At 61.7% G+C, this 18,344-nt stretch carries 16 protein-coding genes and 1 tRNA gene; 6 read left to right on the forward strand and 11 right to left on the reverse strand.

The genetic code is table 11. The features are described 5' to 3' along the window. Positions 1-105 precede the first annotated feature (105 nt). The gene (locus tag MU553_RS14530; RefSeq protein ID WP_247378730.1) at positions 106-417 is read left to right on the forward strand and encodes a HalOD1 output domain-containing protein; all 312 of its coding nucleotides are present in this window, start codon (positions 106-108) and stop codon (positions 415-417) included. A 66-nt stretch (positions 418-483) separates the two neighbouring features. Here the strand turns inward: MU553_RS14530 and glyA are convergent, their stop codons facing one another. Beyond that, positions 484-1,731 carry a serine hydroxymethyltransferase gene (gene glyA / locus MU553_RS14535; RefSeq protein ID WP_247378731.1) on the reverse strand — a complete coding sequence of 416 codons (1,248 nt, stop codon included), beginning with the start codon at positions 1,729-1,731 and terminating at the stop codon, positions 484-486. A gap of 169 nt (positions 1,732-1,900) precedes the next feature. Here glyA and MU553_RS14540 point away from each other — a divergent pair, with 169 nt between their 5' ends. From MU553_RS14540 to MU553_RS14550, 3 genes are all read left to right on the forward strand, one after another. Beyond that, entirely contained in the window at positions 1,901-3,952 is a 2,052-nt protein-coding gene (locus tag MU553_RS14540) for a hypothetical protein (RefSeq protein WP_247378732.1), read from the forward strand. 250 nt (positions 3,953-4,202) lie between these two features. After that, positions 4,203-5,021, forward strand: a complete 819-nt coding sequence (tbsP, locus tag MU553_RS14545) for a transcriptional regulator TbsP (RefSeq protein ID WP_247378733.1) — start codon at positions 4,203-4,205, stop codon at positions 5,019-5,021. A 39-nt stretch (positions 5,022-5,060) separates the two neighbouring features. Continuing rightward, positions 5,061-6,779 (forward strand): YcaO-like family protein, encoded by a 1,719-nt coding sequence (locus MU553_RS14550; RefSeq protein ID WP_247378734.1) that lies wholly within the window; start codon positions 5,061-5,063, stop codon positions 6,777-6,779. A 247-nt stretch (positions 6,780-7,026) separates the two neighbouring features. Here MU553_RS14550 and MU553_RS14560 read toward each other — a convergent pair whose 3' ends face one another. From MU553_RS14560 to MU553_RS14595, 8 genes are all read right to left on the reverse strand, one after another. Further along, the gene (locus tag MU553_RS14560; RefSeq protein ID WP_247378736.1) at positions 7,027-8,166 is read right to left on the reverse strand and encodes a DUF63 family protein; all 1,140 of its coding nucleotides are present in this window, start codon (positions 8,164-8,166) and stop codon (positions 7,027-7,029) included. An 88-nt stretch (positions 8,167-8,254) separates the two neighbouring features. Then, positions 8,255-9,052, reverse strand: a complete 798-nt coding sequence (locus tag MU553_RS14565; RefSeq protein WP_247378737.1) for an inositol monophosphatase family protein — start codon at positions 9,050-9,052, stop codon at positions 8,255-8,257. 87 nt (positions 9,053-9,139) lie between these two features. After that, entirely contained in the window at positions 9,140-10,183 is a 1,044-nt protein-coding gene (locus MU553_RS14570) for a hypothetical protein (RefSeq protein WP_247378738.1), read from the reverse strand. A gap of 474 nt (positions 10,184-10,657) precedes the next feature. Beyond that, positions 10,658-10,741, reverse strand: a tRNA-Leu gene (locus MU553_RS14575). Positions 10,742-10,964: 223 nt separating this feature from the next. Beyond that, a complete protein-coding gene (locus tag MU553_RS14580) occupies positions 10,965-11,201 on the reverse strand; it encodes a hypothetical protein (protein WP_247378739.1) in 237 nt (78 codons plus the stop codon). A 1,617-nt stretch (positions 11,202-12,818) separates the two neighbouring features. After that, positions 12,819-13,958 (reverse strand): tyrosine-type recombinase/integrase, encoded by a 1,140-nt coding sequence (locus tag MU553_RS14585; protein WP_247378740.1) that lies wholly within the window; start codon positions 13,956-13,958, stop codon positions 12,819-12,821. A 428-nt stretch (positions 13,959-14,386) separates the two neighbouring features. After that, positions 14,387-14,776 carry a HalOD1 output domain-containing protein gene (locus tag MU553_RS14590; protein ID WP_247378741.1) on the reverse strand — a complete coding sequence of 130 codons (390 nt, stop codon included), beginning with the start codon at positions 14,774-14,776 and terminating at the stop codon, positions 14,387-14,389. Positions 14,777-14,848: 72 nt separating this feature from the next. Beyond that, entirely contained in the window at positions 14,849-15,493 is a 645-nt protein-coding gene (locus MU553_RS14595) for a helix-turn-helix domain-containing protein (RefSeq protein ID WP_247378742.1), read from the reverse strand. Between the two features lie 423 nt (positions 15,494-15,916). On the opposite strand from MU553_RS14595, the gene MU553_RS14600 reads away from it, so the two are divergent. After that, complete coding sequence (locus MU553_RS14600; protein WP_247378743.1) at positions 15,917-16,405, forward strand: DUF309 domain-containing protein; 489 nt, start codon at positions 15,917-15,919, stop codon at positions 16,403-16,405. 65 nt (positions 16,406-16,470) lie between these two features. After that, positions 16,471-17,274 carry a M14 family metallopeptidase gene (locus MU553_RS14605; RefSeq protein ID WP_247378744.1) on the forward strand — a complete coding sequence of 268 codons (804 nt, stop codon included), beginning with the start codon at positions 16,471-16,473 and terminating at the stop codon, positions 17,272-17,274. A 10-nt stretch (positions 17,275-17,284) separates the two neighbouring features. Here MU553_RS14605 and MU553_RS14610 read toward each other — a convergent pair whose 3' ends face one another. Both MU553_RS14610 and MU553_RS14615 read right to left on the reverse strand, forming a co-directional pair. Then, on the reverse strand, positions 17,285-17,737 hold the full coding sequence (locus tag MU553_RS14610; protein WP_247378745.1) for a UPF0179 family protein: 453 nt from the start codon (positions 17,735-17,737) through the stop codon (positions 17,285-17,287). A 155-nt stretch (positions 17,738-17,892) separates the two neighbouring features. After that, positions 17,893-18,276, reverse strand: coding sequence for a DUF5820 family protein (locus MU553_RS14615; RefSeq protein ID WP_247378746.1), 384 nt, complete (start codon positions 18,274-18,276; stop codon positions 17,893-17,895). Positions 18,277-18,344 lie beyond the last annotated feature (68 nt).

Consider the following 18,344-nt stretch of genomic DNA (forward strand, 5'->3'; position numbering starts at 1 on the left):
CACAGACACCATCTATACTAATAGCCATCCCAGGTCCGGTCAGTGCATTACTACTGAAGTCAGGTACTTTCGGAAAGATGTCGGACAGCCATATAGAGACAAGCTATGGCTCAGCAACCCACAATCGCGGCAGGTGACGCGGATCAGCCGAGCGATCTCGTTCTGTCTGCGCTCGCAGCGCACGAGGACTGCTCGGCGCTGGATCTCGACACGACGTTGTTCGAGGTCATGGACCCCGACGCACTGGACCGGCTGTTCCACGGATTCGGCGAACCGGACGCGCATCCTGTCAGCGTCTCGTTTACGATGCTCGACCACGAGGTCGAAGTTCACGGCGACGGCCGCGTCGTCGTCGACGGCGTGCAGTACGTCCGGGACGACGCCGGCAGCTCCGTCAGCCGCTCCGCGGACGTATAGCGCAGACGATCGCCGAAGAAAACAGAGTGACGACGTCTTTTTCCGCGTTTCAGGGCGGACCGTTCGCTACTCGTACAGCGGGTACTCGTCGGTGAGTGCGTCGACGCGCTCTGCGGCGTCGGCTTTGACGTCCTCGTCGTCGTAGTTGTCCACGACGTCGTAGATGATGTCGGCGACCTCTCGGCAGGCGTCCTCGTCGAAGCCACGGGTCGTGAGACCGGGCGTGCCCGCGCGGATGCCCGAGGGGTTGAACGCCGAGCGGGTCTCGCCGGGGACCGTGTTCGCGTTGAGGACGACGCCGACCGCTTCGAGAGCTTCCTCGGCGTCCTTTCCGGTCGTGTCAGGATGGGAGGGACGGAGGTCGATCAGCACGAGGTGGTTGTCGGTGCCGCCGGAGACGAGTTCGAGCCCGTGTTCCTGGAGCCGCTCGCCCAGTGCCTTGGCGTTCGCGATGGTCTGTGCGGCGTACTCCTCGAACTCCGGCTGGAGCGCTTCCTTGAACCCGACCGCCTTGCCGGCGACGTTGTGCATCAGGGGACCGCCCTGACCGCCAGGGAAGACGGCGGGGTCGATGTCGTCGGCGTACTCCTCGTCGCACATGATGATGCCACCGCGGCCGGCGCGGATGGTCTTGTGCGTCGAACCGGTGACGAAGTCCGCGACGCCGACCGGGGACGCGTGGACGCCGGCGGCGACCAGACCCGTGATGTGGGCGATGTCGGCCAGGTGGTAGGCGTCGACGGCGTCGGCGGCTTCCTGAATGGCCTCGAAGTCGACTTCGCGGGGGTACGCGGAGTACCCAGAGACGATGATGTCCGGGTCGAACTCTTCGGCGTGGTCGCGGAGTTCGTCGTAGTCGATGTAGCCGGTGTCGGCGTCGACCTCGTACTGTTCGACCTCGTAGAACTGGCCGGTGAAGTTCGCGGGGTGGCCGTGCGAGAGGTGGCCGCCGTGGTTGAGGTCCAGCGAGAGGATCTTGTCGCCGGGTTCGAGCATCGCGAAGTAGACGCCCTGGTTCGCCTGGGTTCCAGAGTGGGGCTGGACGTTGACGTGTTCGGCGCCCCAGAGTTCCTTCGCGCGGTCGATGGCGAGTTGCTCGACCTCGTCGGCGTACTCACAGCCGGCGTAGTAGCGCTCGCCGGGATAGCCTTCGGCGTACTTGTTCGTCAGGGCGCTGCCCTGGGCCTCCAGGACGGCTTCGCTGACGTGGTTCTCGCTGGCGATCATCGCCAGGGTGTCGTTCTGTCGCTGTACTTCGCCCTCGAGGGCGTCCGCAACGGCCGGGTCCACGTCCCGGACGTGCTCGTAGCTCATGTTGAGGAGTCTGCGCCGGGCCGTCAATAATCTACCTAACCCGGCCCCGATTGACAAGGCCCCACACTCGCCCGACGAGTGCCCCCGCGGGAGCCGGATTTGACTTAATAACCCGGCGATATACCGTCCGAAAAGTAATGGACGAGTAGCACGTTCTCGGTTCCGTAGTATGATGGTGTGGGTCGCAGCAAGTGGGGGTGTCAGAGCCATCGGCGACACTGGTTCGGTGACGGTCCAGACTGCCGACTGGCAGGACTGCGCTGTCGGACCCACACTCACGGAACCCGTCGACGAGACGCTGACCGGCCGCGTGTCGTCGCTCACCGTCCCGGCTCGGGACGCGACGCTACTCGACGCTGCCGAACAACGCGAGTACGAGATCGGAGACGGGGTGACCCTGCATTCGGGATCGTATCGGTTGACGTGTCATCAGGCGATGAGCGAGTCGCCCGGAGAACTGGCGGTGACGCTACGCTTCGAGGGGCCAGCGGCAGTTCGCCGCGAGGGGGACTCGCTTTCCGTTTCGTTCGAGGACTCGGCGCCAGTGACCTTCGGGTTCGACGAACGCCGCGACGACCCGGCGAGGATCACTGTGCCGGGAACGCCCGACGGCATCGCGACCGCGATCACGCATCTCTCTGCAGCGTTGCGGACGACCGGCCCCGAGCGCTCGCACCCATCGCTGCGCGACCATCCGCCGATGGTCGAAGTCGGTGACGAGACGTCGATTCCCGACGCCGTTCGGAAGGCCACGCCGGACACCGGGATCGAGCTTCAGGTGCCCCGATCGATGGACTACCTGTTCGTCGGTGCGCCGCTGGCGTACTACCTCGGTGCCGAGGTGACGGTCGCCGATCGGCCAGTGCCGCGGCTCGTCGCGCCGTCGGCCGACTTCGAGTATCGCTTCCGGGAACTGCCGACCTTCCAGCACGGCGTCACGCGGCTGTTACGGCAGGTGTTCTTTTTCGATACGCTCGTGCGCGACGTGAAGACCGACGCGACCGACCAGCGGCGACGACTCGCCGACCGGTTCGGGCTGGCCCCCGCGAGGATTCGGCAGCTCTCCCCCGCCGAGCGATTGGCGCGATACTTCTGGGTGTCGGAGGACGATCTCGCGACGTACCTCCCGGAGTGGCACTTCTCGACGTACGCGGCCCCAGAGACGACGAACGCACGGTGTCTCCCGTACTTGCTCGACGCGCTCAGTCTGATCTACCTGCCCGAATCCTCTGAGCTGCGGGGGACCGAGCTGCTGGAACGAACGCTCGACGACTGCTATCGGTCGGGGAGCGCCAGCGGTGCGCCGGTCGCCTCGGTCGACATGGTGAAGCCGGAACTGCAGGCCGGCCGCGTCCACGCCTGGCTCGCGTCGGGGGCCCCCATCGACGCGTTCAAGACGACGCCGGCGGCCTACGAGAACCGGCGACAGTACCAGGGTGGGCGAGGGACGGAACTCTCGGTGACCGTCGTCCTGAACGACGACGCGATGGCCGACGAGCACGCCGCAGTCGCGGACATCTACCGGGAACGGTCGGCAGACCTGCCGCTCTCGGTGACCGTTCACGAGCACCTGCGCCGGGACGAACTCGCGGACGTGTTCGCCGCCGAGAACGACTTCGTTCACTACATCGGCCACTGCGATACCAACGGGCTGCAGTGTGCCGACGGTACCTTCACGGCCTCCTCGCTCGACACGTGCCGGGCGCGCACGTTCTTCCTCAACGCCTGTGGCTCCTATCACGAGGGACTGGAGCTCGTCGAGCGCGGAAGCGTCGCCGGCGCGGTCACGCTCACGAAGGTGCTCGATCGGCAGGCCGCGAAGGTCGGGACGGCGTTCGCTCGCCTGCTGGTCCACGGCTTCGGTCTCGAACCGGCGATGCAACTCTCCCGCAGGCGGATCATGATGGGGAAAGACTACACCGTCGTGGGCGACGGCACGTACACCCTCGCGCCGACGCCGACGAGTCCGACGGTCGGCTGGCTCGAACGGGTCGACGGCGGGTACCGACTCACCTGTGAAGCCGTCTCCGCCCGCGACATCGGTGACAGCTACCACCCGCCGGTCAGCGACGAGTCACTCCTCCACGGGACCACGACGGGGACCACGCTCGCCCCCGACGAACTCGTCTCGGTGCTCCAGGAGCGAGCGCTCCCCGTCATCTACGACAACGAGTTCCACTGGTCACAGGAACTCGCCACGCAACTCGCCGACGAGTTCTGAGCCCCGGCGAGCAACTGTTCTGACAGATCGCCGCGCGTGCAGTCAGTCCGGAGAGCCGGTGCTGTCGGCTCCTGCCAGGTGCGGCTCCGTCGTCGTATTTCCCTTCTCGGATATTCATTTTTGATATTGCTTCGCAAGACATATATTTACTCCCCATCAACTGACGGTGTTTACTCCCAACGCGCGTAATTCAACTCGTTATCAACGATAAAATTAAATACGGTTAAACAATATATACATTCATAGGACGATGAGTGAAAATTTACTCACTGACGGAATCACGGAGTTGCTCGGGGCGGAGTTAGAAACCACAGACACGGAGTTGTACGTCGTAAACCCGTCACATCGGACCATCGAAGAGTTGGTGTCGGTGATGTCGGAGTTGGAATCACCGCCAAGCGTCAAGCTGCTGGCCGGTGAGCGACCGCTCAAGGACGTGATGGACGATTTCATCGTTGCGAGTCGGGCAGCGAACCTGGTCGATGCCGGGACCCTCACTGTTCGGACGACGTCTGCCGAACCGGAGAACTCACTTCTCATCACTGAAAAAGAAGTCGTCGCGATCGTGACGGCCGGCGAGCACGTTGCGGGGCTGACGACTGGCGACGAGGAGTTCGTCGAGAGTGCGCGTGACCGCTACGCGGAAAACTGGGAGTCTGCAGACGAGTACACGCTGCGGACCCCGCCGCTGACGGAAGTGCGGAGCACGCTCTCCGCGGACATCAGCGAGACGACGGCGGACGACTTCGATCAGGTGCTCGCGTCTCTTCAGACCGCCCGCGGTAACGGGGACGGGCTCGACGAGGTGACGATCAGTCTCCTCGTTGCCGCGAAAAACGGCGAGCTCCTGTACGACATCAGCAAGTGGGGCGAGGACATCGGTCTCGCGTCGAAGGCGACCTTCTCTCGCACCAAGACCAAACTGGAAGACATGGGTCTCATCGACACCGAGAAAGTCCCGATCGACGTCGGCCGCCCGCGGCTCCGGCTGATGCTCGGTGACGACCGACTCCAGGACGCCGAAGCGGACCAGTTGGCCAACGTCGCCCAGAGTCTGCTCTCGAACTGACCCCGGCGCTTTTTCTCCCCCGGTCTCTATCCGTCAGTAATGACTGTCGCCCTCGTCGGTTCGGGGCCGGCGCGCGATGCGGTTGCCGCGGCGCTCGACGACGTCGACGTCACGGTAACCGACGTGGCCCCCGACGACCTCCACCAGGTCGAACTCGCAGTCGTGGTTGGACAGGCCGGTGACGTCGTGTTCGAGACGGTGAACACGTCCGCCGAGACGCTGGGAATCCCCTGGCTCGCGGTCGAGATCGGCGGCCTCGGCGGCTATCCCGTCGTCGAAGCGGCCGTCTCCGGATTCAACCCCGAGACCGGGTGTTACAACTGTCTCAGGACTCGCGTCGGCGCGAACGCGGACCCTTCCCAGGAACCCCAGGCCGCTCCGAACCCGGAGACGACCAGGTTCGCCGGGGCGGTCGCCGGTCGCGAGGCCGCCCGACTCCTCGCCGGGAAAGGATCGACGGTCATGGGTGGCGTCATCGAGATTCCCCACGCGGAACGTCGGTTCCTCCCCGTGCCCCACTGTGAGTGCCAACCAGCGCGCGACCGCACGCTCGATCGCACTGTCGTCGATCGCGACCTCGAAGAGTCGCTCGCCCTGGCGGAAGGAGCGCTCGACGACCGCGTCGGAATCGTCACCCGGGTCGGCGAAGCCGAATCGTTCCCAGTCCCGTACTACCTGGCGACGCTCGCCGACACCTCGCGGTTCAGTGACGCGACGGCCGCGAACCAGGCGGCCGGCGTCGACACGAACTGGAACAGCGCGTTCATGAAGGCGCTCGGCGAGGGGCTCGAACGCTACTGCGCCGGCGTCTACCGCCTCGAGGAGTTCGAGACCGGTCCGCCGTCCGAGATCGAGAACGCCGTGCCACCGTCGGCGTTCGTCCGACCGGCCGGAGAGCTGTGGACCGACCCGAGTGCACAGACGGAGATCGAGTGGGTCCGCGGCCAGAACCTCGTCACTGGCGGGGACGTCAAGTTGCCCGCCGAGTTCGTGCACTTCCCGCCGCCGGCAGAGCGGTTCCGCTCGGCGGTCACGACCGGACTCGGACTGGGGAACGGCGCCGTCGAAGCACTCCTGAGCGGGCTCTACGAGGTGATCGAACGTGACGCCGCGATGCTGTCCTGGTACTCGACGTTCGATCCGCTCGAACTCGACGTGGACGACGAGGACTTCGAGACGCTCGTGACGCGGGCGCGCTCCGAGGACCTGGCGGTTACCCCGCTGTTGCTCACGCAGGACGTGGACGTGCCCGTCGTCGCCGTGGCCGTCCACCGGGACGAGTGGCCGCGCTTCGCGCTCGGATCGAGCGCCCACCTCGACGCGGCGACGGCTGCCCGGTCAGCACTCGCGGAAGCCATCCAGAACTGGCTCGAACTGCGTGGCATGGGTCGGGAGACCGCCGCCGACGCCAGCGGCGCCATCGGCCACTACGCCGACCGCCCCACCGCTGCGGAGGCGTTCCTCGACGCGGACGGCTCCGTCCCCGCAGAGAGCGTCGGCGTCGAGGCGGTCCCGACCGGCACGTCGCACCTCGAAACCGTCATCGACCGACTCCGCGATGCCGCTCTCGACGTGTACGCGGCGCGGACGACGACGCCAGACGTCGCAGCCCTCGGATTCGAGACGGTCCGGGCCCTCGTCCCGGCGGCGCAACCGCTCTTTTTCGACGAGCCGTACTTCGGAGAACGAGCCGAGACGGTCCCCCGGGAGATCGGGTTCGAGCCACGGCTCGACCGAGACCATCATCCGTTCCCCTGACCGGATCGAACAGTAGAGTGTCTGATACCAAAGCTTATGCGAAACCGTGGGAGTTGTTTACACGGGGTTGTTCGCCGGTTCGTTAGTACCCCGTGTTCGCGATGACGACAGAGTTCGATCTCCCGTGTGTGGACTGTGGGCAGGAGCTCGTCCGCCAGCAGGTGACACGTGGGGGGACTTCAGTGACCGTTGCACAGTGTCCGAACTGCGGCGGCCAGTACTACCCGAAGGCGACGTTAGAGCAGCTTTAGATGCCGAAGGTCGCCCGAATCATGTCTCGGGTTCCGGGCCCGAGACCGACCGCCACGATCGCGACCAACAACAGCAACGCGTAGCGCGGGCTCTCCTCGAAGATTTCTGCGTCGAACACCCAGACGACCGCGACCGCGACGACGAGTTTGACCAACAGGAACGGCCAGGAGGATCCCAGCGTGGCCAGCACGGAGGGTGGGACGATCGCTTCGGTCGCGTTAATGATGAACTCGTTCGCGGGGTGTTTCGGGCTGTAGGTGAGATTCACGCCCAGGAGGCCCAGCCAGTCGGCAGCGATCACGTTCGCGACGCCGTCGATCGCGTGGCCCCAGATGACCACGAGTCCGATCAGACCCGTTCCCTCGTTGACCGAGGGCACGACAGAATCGACACCGCGCCAGATGACGACGGCCAGCAGCGTGGCGATGAGGACGACCGAAAGCAGCACCTGCGGATAGAAACTCACGTACTCCGTCGTGACCCCGAGGACGGTCAGATAGCCAAAGGTGAGGAGAAAGGCGACACTCCCCATGGCTGCCAGCGGGTAGCTGTACGCCTCGACGTAGCCCGCACCCTCCAGTTTGTGCGCGCCGATCAGTGCGGCGAGCGTGATGAAAAAGACGGTGAAGTAGATGATCGGACTGATGATGAGGGAATTCCACGGGTAGGCGATGGCTTGCGAGACGCCTTCGGGAACGGCGTCGTTCGCGTCCTCGACGACGCGGAGGGCACCGCCGAACAGCATGAACGGCACGAGCGAGAAAAAGAGGCTTCTGTCGGTGCCGATGTCGAGTGCGCGAAGCAGCTGGAGCACACCGATCAGGGAAAACAGGAGGATGATCATGTACCCGACCTCCGAGACGAGCGTATAGCCCGGTTCGGCGACGATCAGCCCCTCTTGGATCGCGGCTCGGCACGCACTCGGTTGGTACAACAACTCCGTGCCGCCGGCACCGTGGACCGCACACGCCGCGTTGTGCGCGTCAGCGTACACTGGTCCCCAGAAGTACTGCCAGATGAATCCCCAGTACACCTGTTCCGTGAGGACGAGCGAGCCGACGACGAACACAGCCAGGGCGGCGAGTGCAGTTCCGACCCACGCACGGCCGGTATCGAACTGCTCTGTCACCTGCATGGTCGAACCCCCGCGAGCCGACCGTTTCAGGTTTCCGGTCCGATGTCTCCTCCCTGCACGACCGAACCCGTCAGCGATCGTTCCGCTGCTACCCGTCCACGTCGTCGACGACGTCCTGTGCGACCGCGAGCACCTCGTCGTGTGCCCGACCGTTCGAGGCGACCAGACCGGTACTGTCGTGCTGCCACCGGTCACCCGCGAGGTCGGTCACGGTTCCGCCGGCCTGCCGAATGAGGTGCACGCCGGCCACCGAGTCCCAGGGACTCGGCTGACGCGTCGTCACCGCCGCGTCGAGACCGCCGCTCGCCACGAACGCCAGCGCCGACTGCATGCTCCCGAACCGACGCATGTCACCGCACCGCTCGACGACTGCGCTGCTGAGCGCCGCGTACGCCTCGCGCTGGCCGTGCGGTCCCCACCCGAGGACAGCCACCGCGAACGTCTCGACGTCGTCCCGACCGCTCACCGTCACCGGGTCGCCGTTCAACGTCGGTTCCCCCTCGCCGCCGACGTACTCGTCGTCGAGCGCCGGCATCACGGTCGCTGCCGCGATCGGCTCGCCGTCTTCGACCGCTGCGACGGTCGTCGTCCAGAACCGAAGTCCTCGGAGATAGTTCGCCGTCCCGTCGATCGGATCGACGACCCACGCCATCCCTTCGGCCGGAATTTCGGCTCGGTCCTCGTCTTCCTCGCCGACGACCGGCGCATCGCTCGACGCGCCGAGCCGTTCGACGACGCGGTCCTGCGCAGCGGTGTCGGCCGCGCTCACGAGGTCGTTCTTGTGTGCTTTCGTCTCGACGGCGATCGCCTCTCGAAAACGGTCGTTCGCAGCTACACCGCCTGCGCGGGCGGCCTCCCGCGCGAGTTCGAGCGGAGTCTCGTCCATACCTGGTGCTCCCTGGCGACGGACATAGACCCATTGCTCTGGGTTGTGTGACACGCGCGAGTCGAAACGCGAACGCCGACCGGACGGTCAGAGCCGGATATCTTCGAACGAGGAGATGTCCTTGACGGTCTCGTTCGATTCGATGTGCTGTTTCGCCGACCGTTGGGCCTCGTAGTAGATCAACCGATCGCCGTCTACTTTCCCCTGCGAGCTACGGCGCAGGTCTTCCGTCGCCTGTTCCATGGTTTTGATGACGGTATGGAAGTCCCGTGCCACGGACGCGAGTCCCGTTTTGTCCCGTGTGACCGTCAGCGGCGAGTTCGCCACGCCGAACCTGGCGCTCGCGCGGGTGAACTCGTCGACGGCCCGCTCAAATTCGTCGCCGAGGTACGCATCGACGCCCGGCTCGACGCGTTCGAGCCCCTGTTTCGCTGCTTTGAGGCTGTCGTCGAATTCGATGAAGGCGGCGATCCCGTTGTCGAGCTGTCGATTCTTTCGCTCGTAGTAGCGCTCGTCGAGTTGGGAGAGGACGTTCAACCCCTCTGGCTTGATCTTCTTATCGAGTTCGCGGTAGATGTCGCGGGCCTCCTTCCAGTCGGTGTTCATCCGCCGCCGCGCAATCGTCGACTGGACGAGACTTTCGTTGTACAGCCGGTCCCGGGAGAACTTGAAGTGTTTGAACGCCTTGATGAGCCGTCCGTCGGCCTTCGCGCCGAGTAGCAGGAAGTATCCTGCGTGTTCGAGCGCGAGGACGTTGTTCGCCTGGCCCCCTCGCGCGTACTTGGCGCCCTCTTCGAGGTGGTCCATGGCCTTCTTGACGTGTCGCTTGATGGGTAACCAGGAGAACGAGCCGAGGGTGGGCCTGACGGCGAGGATGGAGTTGCGATTCGAAGCCTGCTTCGCGTACTCCTGGTGGGCGGTCGTCAGCTCGTCCCGGGCCTTCATGATGTATTTCGTCGCCTTCTGATTCTCCGGCGTCGCCGTGCCCCGATCATCCCCCAGGTTCGCCCCGATATTCGCGTCGACTTCGCCGTCGATGTCGCTCACGTTGATGTCGACGCTGAACTCGCCGTCGATGTTCGCGTCGACGTCGCGGACGTTCCCCTCGACGTCGGGATTGTCTATCCTCACGTTCTCGTCGAACGACGGGTCGACGCCGATATCGTCCCTGTGTTTGGGAGGCCCATCGGAACTGCCACCACCGTTTCCACCAGTCAAGGCCCCACACCCCGCCGTAAGTAGCGTCCCAGCTGTCGCAAGGAATGCACGACGTCGCATAGTAGTAGCTACTCTTACTTGCCGAATGGCCCATATTTAGAAATGCGCCGGTTTGAGACGGGGCTTTATATGTCACTCGTCAGTAGCGAGCGTCGACGTCAGTAAGGTTTGCGAGGGAAGGCCGCTCCGTTCACGGCGCGACGCGCCGTTCACAACGAGGCCTCCCGATCGTCGGCCTCGCCCGCGGACTTCCGCGCACTGTTTGCGAGGGGCCGTAGTGGCCAACAGTGCGAGGGAAGGGATTTGAACCACCAACACGCCTGCGGCGTGCCGTCATTCAAATCCTTCCGTGCATCTCGTCCGGCGCGTGGTGACGCCGGACTGCGATGCGAGGGAAGGGATTTGAACCCTTGGACCCCTACGGGAGCGGATCTTGAGTCCGCCGCCGTTTCCAGGCTTGGCTACCCTCGCACGCAACCGCGCTAAGCGCGGTTTTCGGTATCTCTTTTTATTGTTTTCCGACTCCGGTGGAGCCGTACTTCATTTTCAGCCTTGGCTGGTATAAAGGTTGTACGAAAGTGGACTACAGCCACTTGCCATTTTCAGTATTCACAAAAGACACTGGCTTAGAGACGTATTGGTTCCTGTGTCCGGCGACTGCTCGTGAGACAAGAGGTGGTGAACGGCCTATAACTCACTGCCACCAGCCGAATAGGTGCCCGAGATAGGAGACAAATCCTGTAAGGGCGCTTCCGCCACCTACCACTGAATAGATGGGGTTGCTTCCCACAACAGGCAAAGATGCGGTTCCTGTCATGACCGTAGTATCAAACACGGAATTAAGCACGGGAACACCAAGCCAGATAGCAAAGCCCACGATAAAGAGCAGACCGTATCCTGTCTCAATTTCGATAGGGCCGAGCTTTGCCATATTTGGTCTGAGAAACAAGAGCTAAAAATAGGTTTCCTTCTTTCTCTGGCGACCGATAGATTACTTTTCTGTTCCCAAAGGCAAGGACAAACTCATTTTACAAGTATGCGATACTGTTTAGAACAGGAGGTGAGCGCTGGAACACTTCGGTGCGAGGTTTCCCACGAACGTCTAACAGCTGTGAACGAGGCGCGAATATGTTGGCTGTAGATTCTATTCCAATAGACAATATTATAGGGTATAGTGATATTACTCTTAGAAAAGATGGCTAACCTCCTACTTGGTTATATTGGTATATTATGGCTTTGTACTGCCACTGCTGTTGCGAATCATGCCTCGAAAAAAAGCCGCGCAAAGAGCGTAATCTGGTTTACCATTGTTCTTTTGACAGGTGTTTTTGGTGCAGTATATTATCTACTGAGGTACACTTCCACGGAAATTGATTCTACAACCAGCTCACAAAAATCTTAACGGCGGGAACGCAGGGCAGGTTTTGACATCAGTAAAAGGGGTAGGGGGTTCAGAGATTAGCAGGTTGGTAGAGAAAATTTGGCGGTTTTAAGTATCCGATGGTCGGTAGCACAGCCGAGTGGCGGAGAGATGGCCCAGCGCTGCCACAAACACCAGAATTTAACAATGTAAAATTCTGCCCGGCTCCGCTTGGCAGGATACGTCACAAGTTTCTTTCCTCAGTTGCCCGTCGTCTGAGACTGTTCTGACACAATCAGGCAGCAGTTCAGTTAGCGGCGAGAACCCGGCCCAGTCTTCTTCTTTCTCCCTTTTCCTACCTATCGTTGGGTTCCCATACAGTAGTACATGACCGCCCCCAATATAGTATAGTAATAGTATAGAATAGATAAAGAAACTATCACTGAACACTATCTATCGCCACCTTCCTGCCGTAAAGACATACAGTAGTACAATACCACCCTCAATATAGTATAACAATAGTATAGGAATATATTGAGATACTATCACTGAACACTATCTCTTGCCGGGTTCTTGCCGTTAATCAATTAGAATAATAGATGGATTGGTAATATTCTATGTTCAGTAATCCATTAAGCTCATTGACCTTCCTGCCGCTAAGCAATGGACTACGGTATACTCAAAGAAAATCAACTAACAATTGGCACTAATCCTCCGCAGATTGATTCACAGCACAACCGAGGCCAACATATCACCTCATGTCTATTCTAAGCAGCCTCAGTTCCCCCACAACAGATTTTTGAGAGAGATAGGTAGTATCCATCATCTCAAATAAAAATCTCTCTAAGCGGCATATAACTACTTTAGAACTCATTTGGATAATTTGGATAAGTTATGGAAATGGCTCCACCGATGACGGTAGCCGTAAGCACCATCTTCTACATAACTTTACAATATAAAATTTTGATGGAATTGTGGTTTACACTCAATATTCCAACGTACCTCAATAAACACGAACAGGGAGCATATATAATTAGATATAATTATATTTGGGGTGGCTACTCTGTCATATCGAATGCTTCCCGTCGTAACTCTCGCTTCTCGCTTTCAGTCCGGGCGTCGTAGTATTGTTATACACCTGCAATTCTATGCAGCCAGACCATATGACCAGATAGCTCTGTAATCGGATTATCCCATCCTATCCAGTGCATCACGGCGGTCACTTACCGGGGCAGCATCGTACTTCATTGTCGTCTCAGGACTCTTGTGCCGTAACTGCGCTTGAGCCGCCGCAAGGTCTTCCTCTCGGGTCATATAGGTTCCAACAGAGTGCCGTATCGAGTACCAGCTCATCTTCCGGTTTCCGTACTCAATGCTCACACGGTCGCAGAGCCGTTGAATTAGCCGCCGAAGGGACTGCGATTTGTAGCGGTTGCCCTTCTGTGTAAGCCACAGAGCATCCGTATCGTCGTACATTGGCTTGTGACGACGTTCCTGCATCCACTTGTCAAGTACCTCCGCCGTTTCCTCACGGACGCTCACAACCCAATTGTCGCGGTTCTTCGAGGACTCATCAGCCGGGATACGAAGGACTGCATTGTCCGTATCAACCCAGTTAGTCGTAGCTCGGTTCACTTCTACAGGTCGAAGTCCGGTATCAAGCGAAGTCCATACCAACGAAGTGAACTTCCAACTTGTAAGCCCGTTCCAGTCGTCACGGCTTAGCAGGTCGGTTGGTTTGTCTACACGTTCGGCAATGTAGGGTTTCATTCTCTCACGTTCCTCAGAAGTGTAGTTTTGATAGTACGGCAAGTCACCGTACTCTAATGCTGCTTGTCGAATCTTCTGCCGCTCCTCAATGCTCAAATAGTCTCGCGGCTGGTTGGTATTGTCCGTCGAGAAGGTGTGTTCGGGGGTCCACTCTTCGTGGTCAAATTCGTGCGCCCGCCAGCGGAAGTATCGTTTCAGAGCTTGCTGACACCCGGCCTTATGCGACGCGGAGTAGTCGCTATAGGCAAGGTCCTTGAGATAGGCATCGGCGTTCTGGCGGGTTGGGAAAGCGACATACTCTCCTTCCTGCTCCCATGCCCACCGCTCAAAGTAGCCAACCCGATACATGGACCGCTTTGCGGTGTGAACAGAGTAGCCAGTAATGCTCTCAGGACGCTTCCCGAACACCAACAACCATTGAGCGAACTTTTCGCGCTTGTTCCTGTAGTCAAACAATTGTTTGTCGCTCAGCAACTCGGCAGCATCTTCGGGTACCAGCGGGAAAGGAATCTCAACGGATTCTGTGCCAGTACTGCTTACGGAAGTGGACTCGTGCATAGTTTCTGTCTCCTTGCACGGCCCACAGGAATCGGAAGACGAGATGGGGATTGAGGGCTATGCCCGACAACGGTCCCATATGACGAGCGCCAGCGAGTCTTGAGTCCGCCGCCGTTTCCAGGCTTGGCTACCCTCGCACGCGGTCTCTGCTTCGACGGTCCGGCTTGAATATCCTACGTTTCCGGTGTCGGCTGCCGGCTCGGGACGTTCACCCTCATCGGTCACCCATTCCTCCGCGTCGAGGACGTCCCGTGGACAGACAAGCGTCAAGAACTCGACGGTGCCCGTGGCTCACGTCGCGTCGTCACGCTCGGAGACAGCGATGGGTCAGTACAGCAATCAGACACTGTCGTATGGTAATCACACACAGTGGGCGGGCGAACTACTCGCGGAAGTCGGGATCGGCCTCACGTGCCAGTAGCCGATCGTTAAACCCCCTCTCGTCGAATCGAGAGCAGCCCGTCGCGAGAGAGAGAAACGTCGTAGCCAGCAAACGGAAACGTGACTCGCGAGTCGGCGCGCTCCGTCGTCCCCGACGAAAGCCAGAGTTTGTCTAACGCGTCCGGATCGATAACGCCATGCAGCGGGTCCAGTTCGGTGATCGCCACGCCCGTGACCGCCGCTATTGCCGAGATCACTGCCAAACTCGGCGTGTCGACGGTGACGTCGAAGGACGATCGATACGAGTCGGTATCGACGTCGTAGTCGAGGGTATCGAACGATTCCGTGTACGATACCGGGATCGAGGCGGGCGGAGCGGGGCCATCTGACCCGTTTTCCCTGAGGTTTGACTTCGCCGCGTCGTTGCCATCGCTCATCGCTGAGTTAGCTATCCCAGTCGCGTGATTGAGATTGACTGTTGACTATGTAATCCCTTGATATAGGGGTATCTACGGCGGAGCGACCGTGTGTCGAATCAGGTTCCGATGAGCGCGGCGGAGACGGGCTGCGAGGGCCTGTCTGGTGATGCCGAGCGTTCCCGCGATCTCTTCGAGCGTCGCCTCCCGCGGCTCTTCGAAGTACCCCTGATCGAAAGCGACCTGCAGCGCCTCGCGCTGGGGAGCCGTCAACCCGTATCGATCGCTGAAGAGGTTCTCGCTCAGTCGCGTGATCGCGCTGATCTGGACCGGAATCGACCGCTCCCGACAGCGTTCCTGAAACCGCGCGATATCGTCGCGGTCCTCCGCCCGAATCTCGAAGATCCACTCGGTCGCCGTGCCCGTGCCAGAGAGCATCGACACGTCCGAATCCGCGATGCTCCGGAGGATACCGTCGTGTTCCACGCTCCACACGACGCGGAGGAGGTGCTGATCGTTGATCGTATCGACCACTTGCATCGTCTCGATCTCCGGACGGTCGGTCAGGGCCGCCCGGATCGCATCGGCAGTGACACCGCTGACCCAGAGGTACGGCACCACTCCCGAGCCGGTCGGAACGACCCGTTCGAGTTCGACCGCCACCCCCTGCAACTGCTGGAAGGCTCCGCCCAGCGGAAAGTCGCTCGCAGGGATCGTGAACTCGGCTACGGTCGGCATGTGGTGAGACACCAATACGGGACCGGGACGTATCAAACACCGGGGGCGCGACAGGACTCTCGCGAAGTGTGTGACAGCGTCACAAAAGGCAGGATTTGAGCCATCGCCGGCGTTTTTTTCCTGCCCGTCGTCCCATCGAGTGCCGACATCCGCCCTGTCGGCAATCCGACCGCACCGAGCCGATTCGTGACTCGTCGCCTTCCGGCCGGCTTGCCCTGGCCGGCCGGGACAGTTTTCACGCCTGCCAACGGGCCTCGTCCCGTGCCCGTTTCGCCGCCGCGGTCTCCCGAGGCCGACCACGACACGTGGGGCCTCACATGGGTCCAGCCGTCCCTGCCGGTCTCCGAGACGCCACGATCGCGTCCACGTCACGGGTCGCTACGACCGACGGATTCACCAGTGCGAGCGGTGTAGGATGCAGTGATGGACGACCACACCCGCGACGACTCGGTGGGGCCGCCAGCACGGGGAACACCGACCGGGTGGCTCCCCGAACGAGACCGGTGGAAACACGATACGCTCCGGCGGGCGACGGTCCACGGCGTGCGACTCTTCAACTCGGGCGACTACCACGAATCACACGACTGCTTCGAAGACGAGTGGTACAACTACGGTCGCGGACGCCCCGAGAGCAAGTTCCTCCACGGAATGGTGCAGGTCGCGGCGGGCGCGTACAAGCACTTCGACTTCGAGGACGACGACGGCATGCGGTCGCTGTTTCGCACCGCGTTGCAGTACTTCCAGGGCGTCCCCAACGATTTCTACGGGGTCGACGTGCTCGACGTTCGAACCGTCCTGACGAACGCGCTGTCTGACCCGAGCGCGCTGCACGGCTGGCAGATCGTGCTCGACGACGAACGGCCGGAAGCACGCGAGCGAGACGTCGAGTACGCCGAGTCACTGGAGCACTGACCCACCGCTCGGCGGAGGCGAACCCGTGAGAACTAAGACAGGTGACTGGCCAGTACCGACTACGAATGCGCGTCGAAACGGTCGGTGACGGTCCCGCCCAGATCGCGGTGATCGGTGGTATCCACGGCGACGAGCCCTGTGGCGTCCACGCCGTCGAGACACTCCTCGAAGCGGAGCCAGACCTCGAACGCGCGGTGAAGTTCATCGTCGCGAACGAGGAGGCCATCGAAGCAGACACCCGCTACGTCGAGGAGGACCTGAACCGAGCGTTCCCGGGCGATCCCGACGGCGACACCCACGAGCGTCGCCTCGCCCACCGCCTCAGCCAGGAAGTCGCCGACTGCCAGATCCTCGCGCTGCACTCGACGCAGTCCTACGGCGGGAAGTTCGCACTCGTCGACCGCGTCCACGAGTTCGAGCGGCGCGTCTGCCCACACCTCTCGGTCGACGCGGTCGTCGAGACGTGTGACTTCAAAGAAGGGCGACTGTTCGAGGTCTCACGCCGGCTGGTGGAGGTCGAGTGTGGCTACCAGCGTTCGGAGACGGCCGCCGAGAACGCGGTCGACATCACGCGTGAGTTCCTCGCAGCGACGGGCGCGCTGCCGGAAACGGTGGCTCCCACGGCCGACGGCGGTACCGAGGAGCGCCCGATCTATCGACTCACCGAGCCGATGCCGAAAGCCGCTGCCGACGCCTACGAGGTGTTCGCGACGAACTTCGCGCGCGTGACCGCGGGCCAGACGTACGCCGCTGCCGACGAGCGCGAGTACGTCGCCGAGGAGCCGTTCTACCCCATCTTGCTCTCGGCGTACGGCTACGAGGACGTGTTCGGCTACGCCGCGAACCGCGTCGGAACGATGGAGATGTGACGGAACTGAGTCAGTCTTCGTTCGACGGCGCGAACTCGACGAGCGTCAGGTCGCGGTCGAGCATACAGTAGTCGTGGGGTGGCTCGCCGACGACCTCGCTGATCTGGTACTCCTGGTCGAACTCGGCGCCGGCGGGCTCGCAGAACTCGTGGCTCGGACAGCCGGTGTACGGACACGGGCCTTCCAGGGCGGCTTTGCTGCCGGCGTAGGCGCTGTTCGAGTCGACGTTCGCCAGCACGGGGGCGGGCTCGACTTCGACGGCGGTCACGCCGGTGTCGTGAACGCCGCAGTCGAGCGTGCTCGCGTTCTCGCGGATGCTGGTCACACGGTACTTCTGGCCCGCAGTGAGATTGAGGCACTGATCGCGATAGGGACAGCCCTCGCAGACGTCCGCTTCCCCCTGATAGACGAACTCGGATCCCACCTCCGCGAGGCGAGTCCCGATGAGCGTGACCTTCGACATAGTCGGCGGTAGCCTCGCGCTCCGGTTAAGTGTCCCGCCCCACCTTTTTCCGCGAGCTTGCGAGTGGGAGCTCGGAAGAGCAAGCTCTTCCGGTGAACCAAAAACGCGACCTCACTGCGCTCGGTCGCGGATGCAGCGGTCCGTCCTGAACGCGACTACTGCTGGCCAGTCAACTCGTCGAGTTTTGCGAGATACTCCTCGCGGGGGACCTGATACAGCTCGTGCACGTCGATCTCCCCCTTCGCAAAGCGGGCTGCGAGGTCCTTGGTGCCCTCGACGGCAGCCTCGCGGGACTCGTACGTCTCGCCCCCGTGGTCGACTTCGGGCTCCAGGAACAGCGTTACGTACCAGGGGTCGTCCGACGCCGGACGGTCCCGGCCCGGCCTGCGACTCCGTTTCCCTTTCGTGAGATAGATGGTCGGCAAACAGGGCGCAGGGAAGGCAGTGCTGTCGAACACGTCCGGTCGATAGGCGAGGATACACTTGGTCGGTTCCTCGTTCCACACCACCCACCCGTCAGCGAGGTCCTCGAAGGTCATTGCCGGTCGTAGCCGGGCGAGACCAATGAGTGGCGCGGTCGAACGACGCTGGCAGAACCGACAGCTCG

Source organism: Halorientalis brevis, assembly GCF_023077655.1.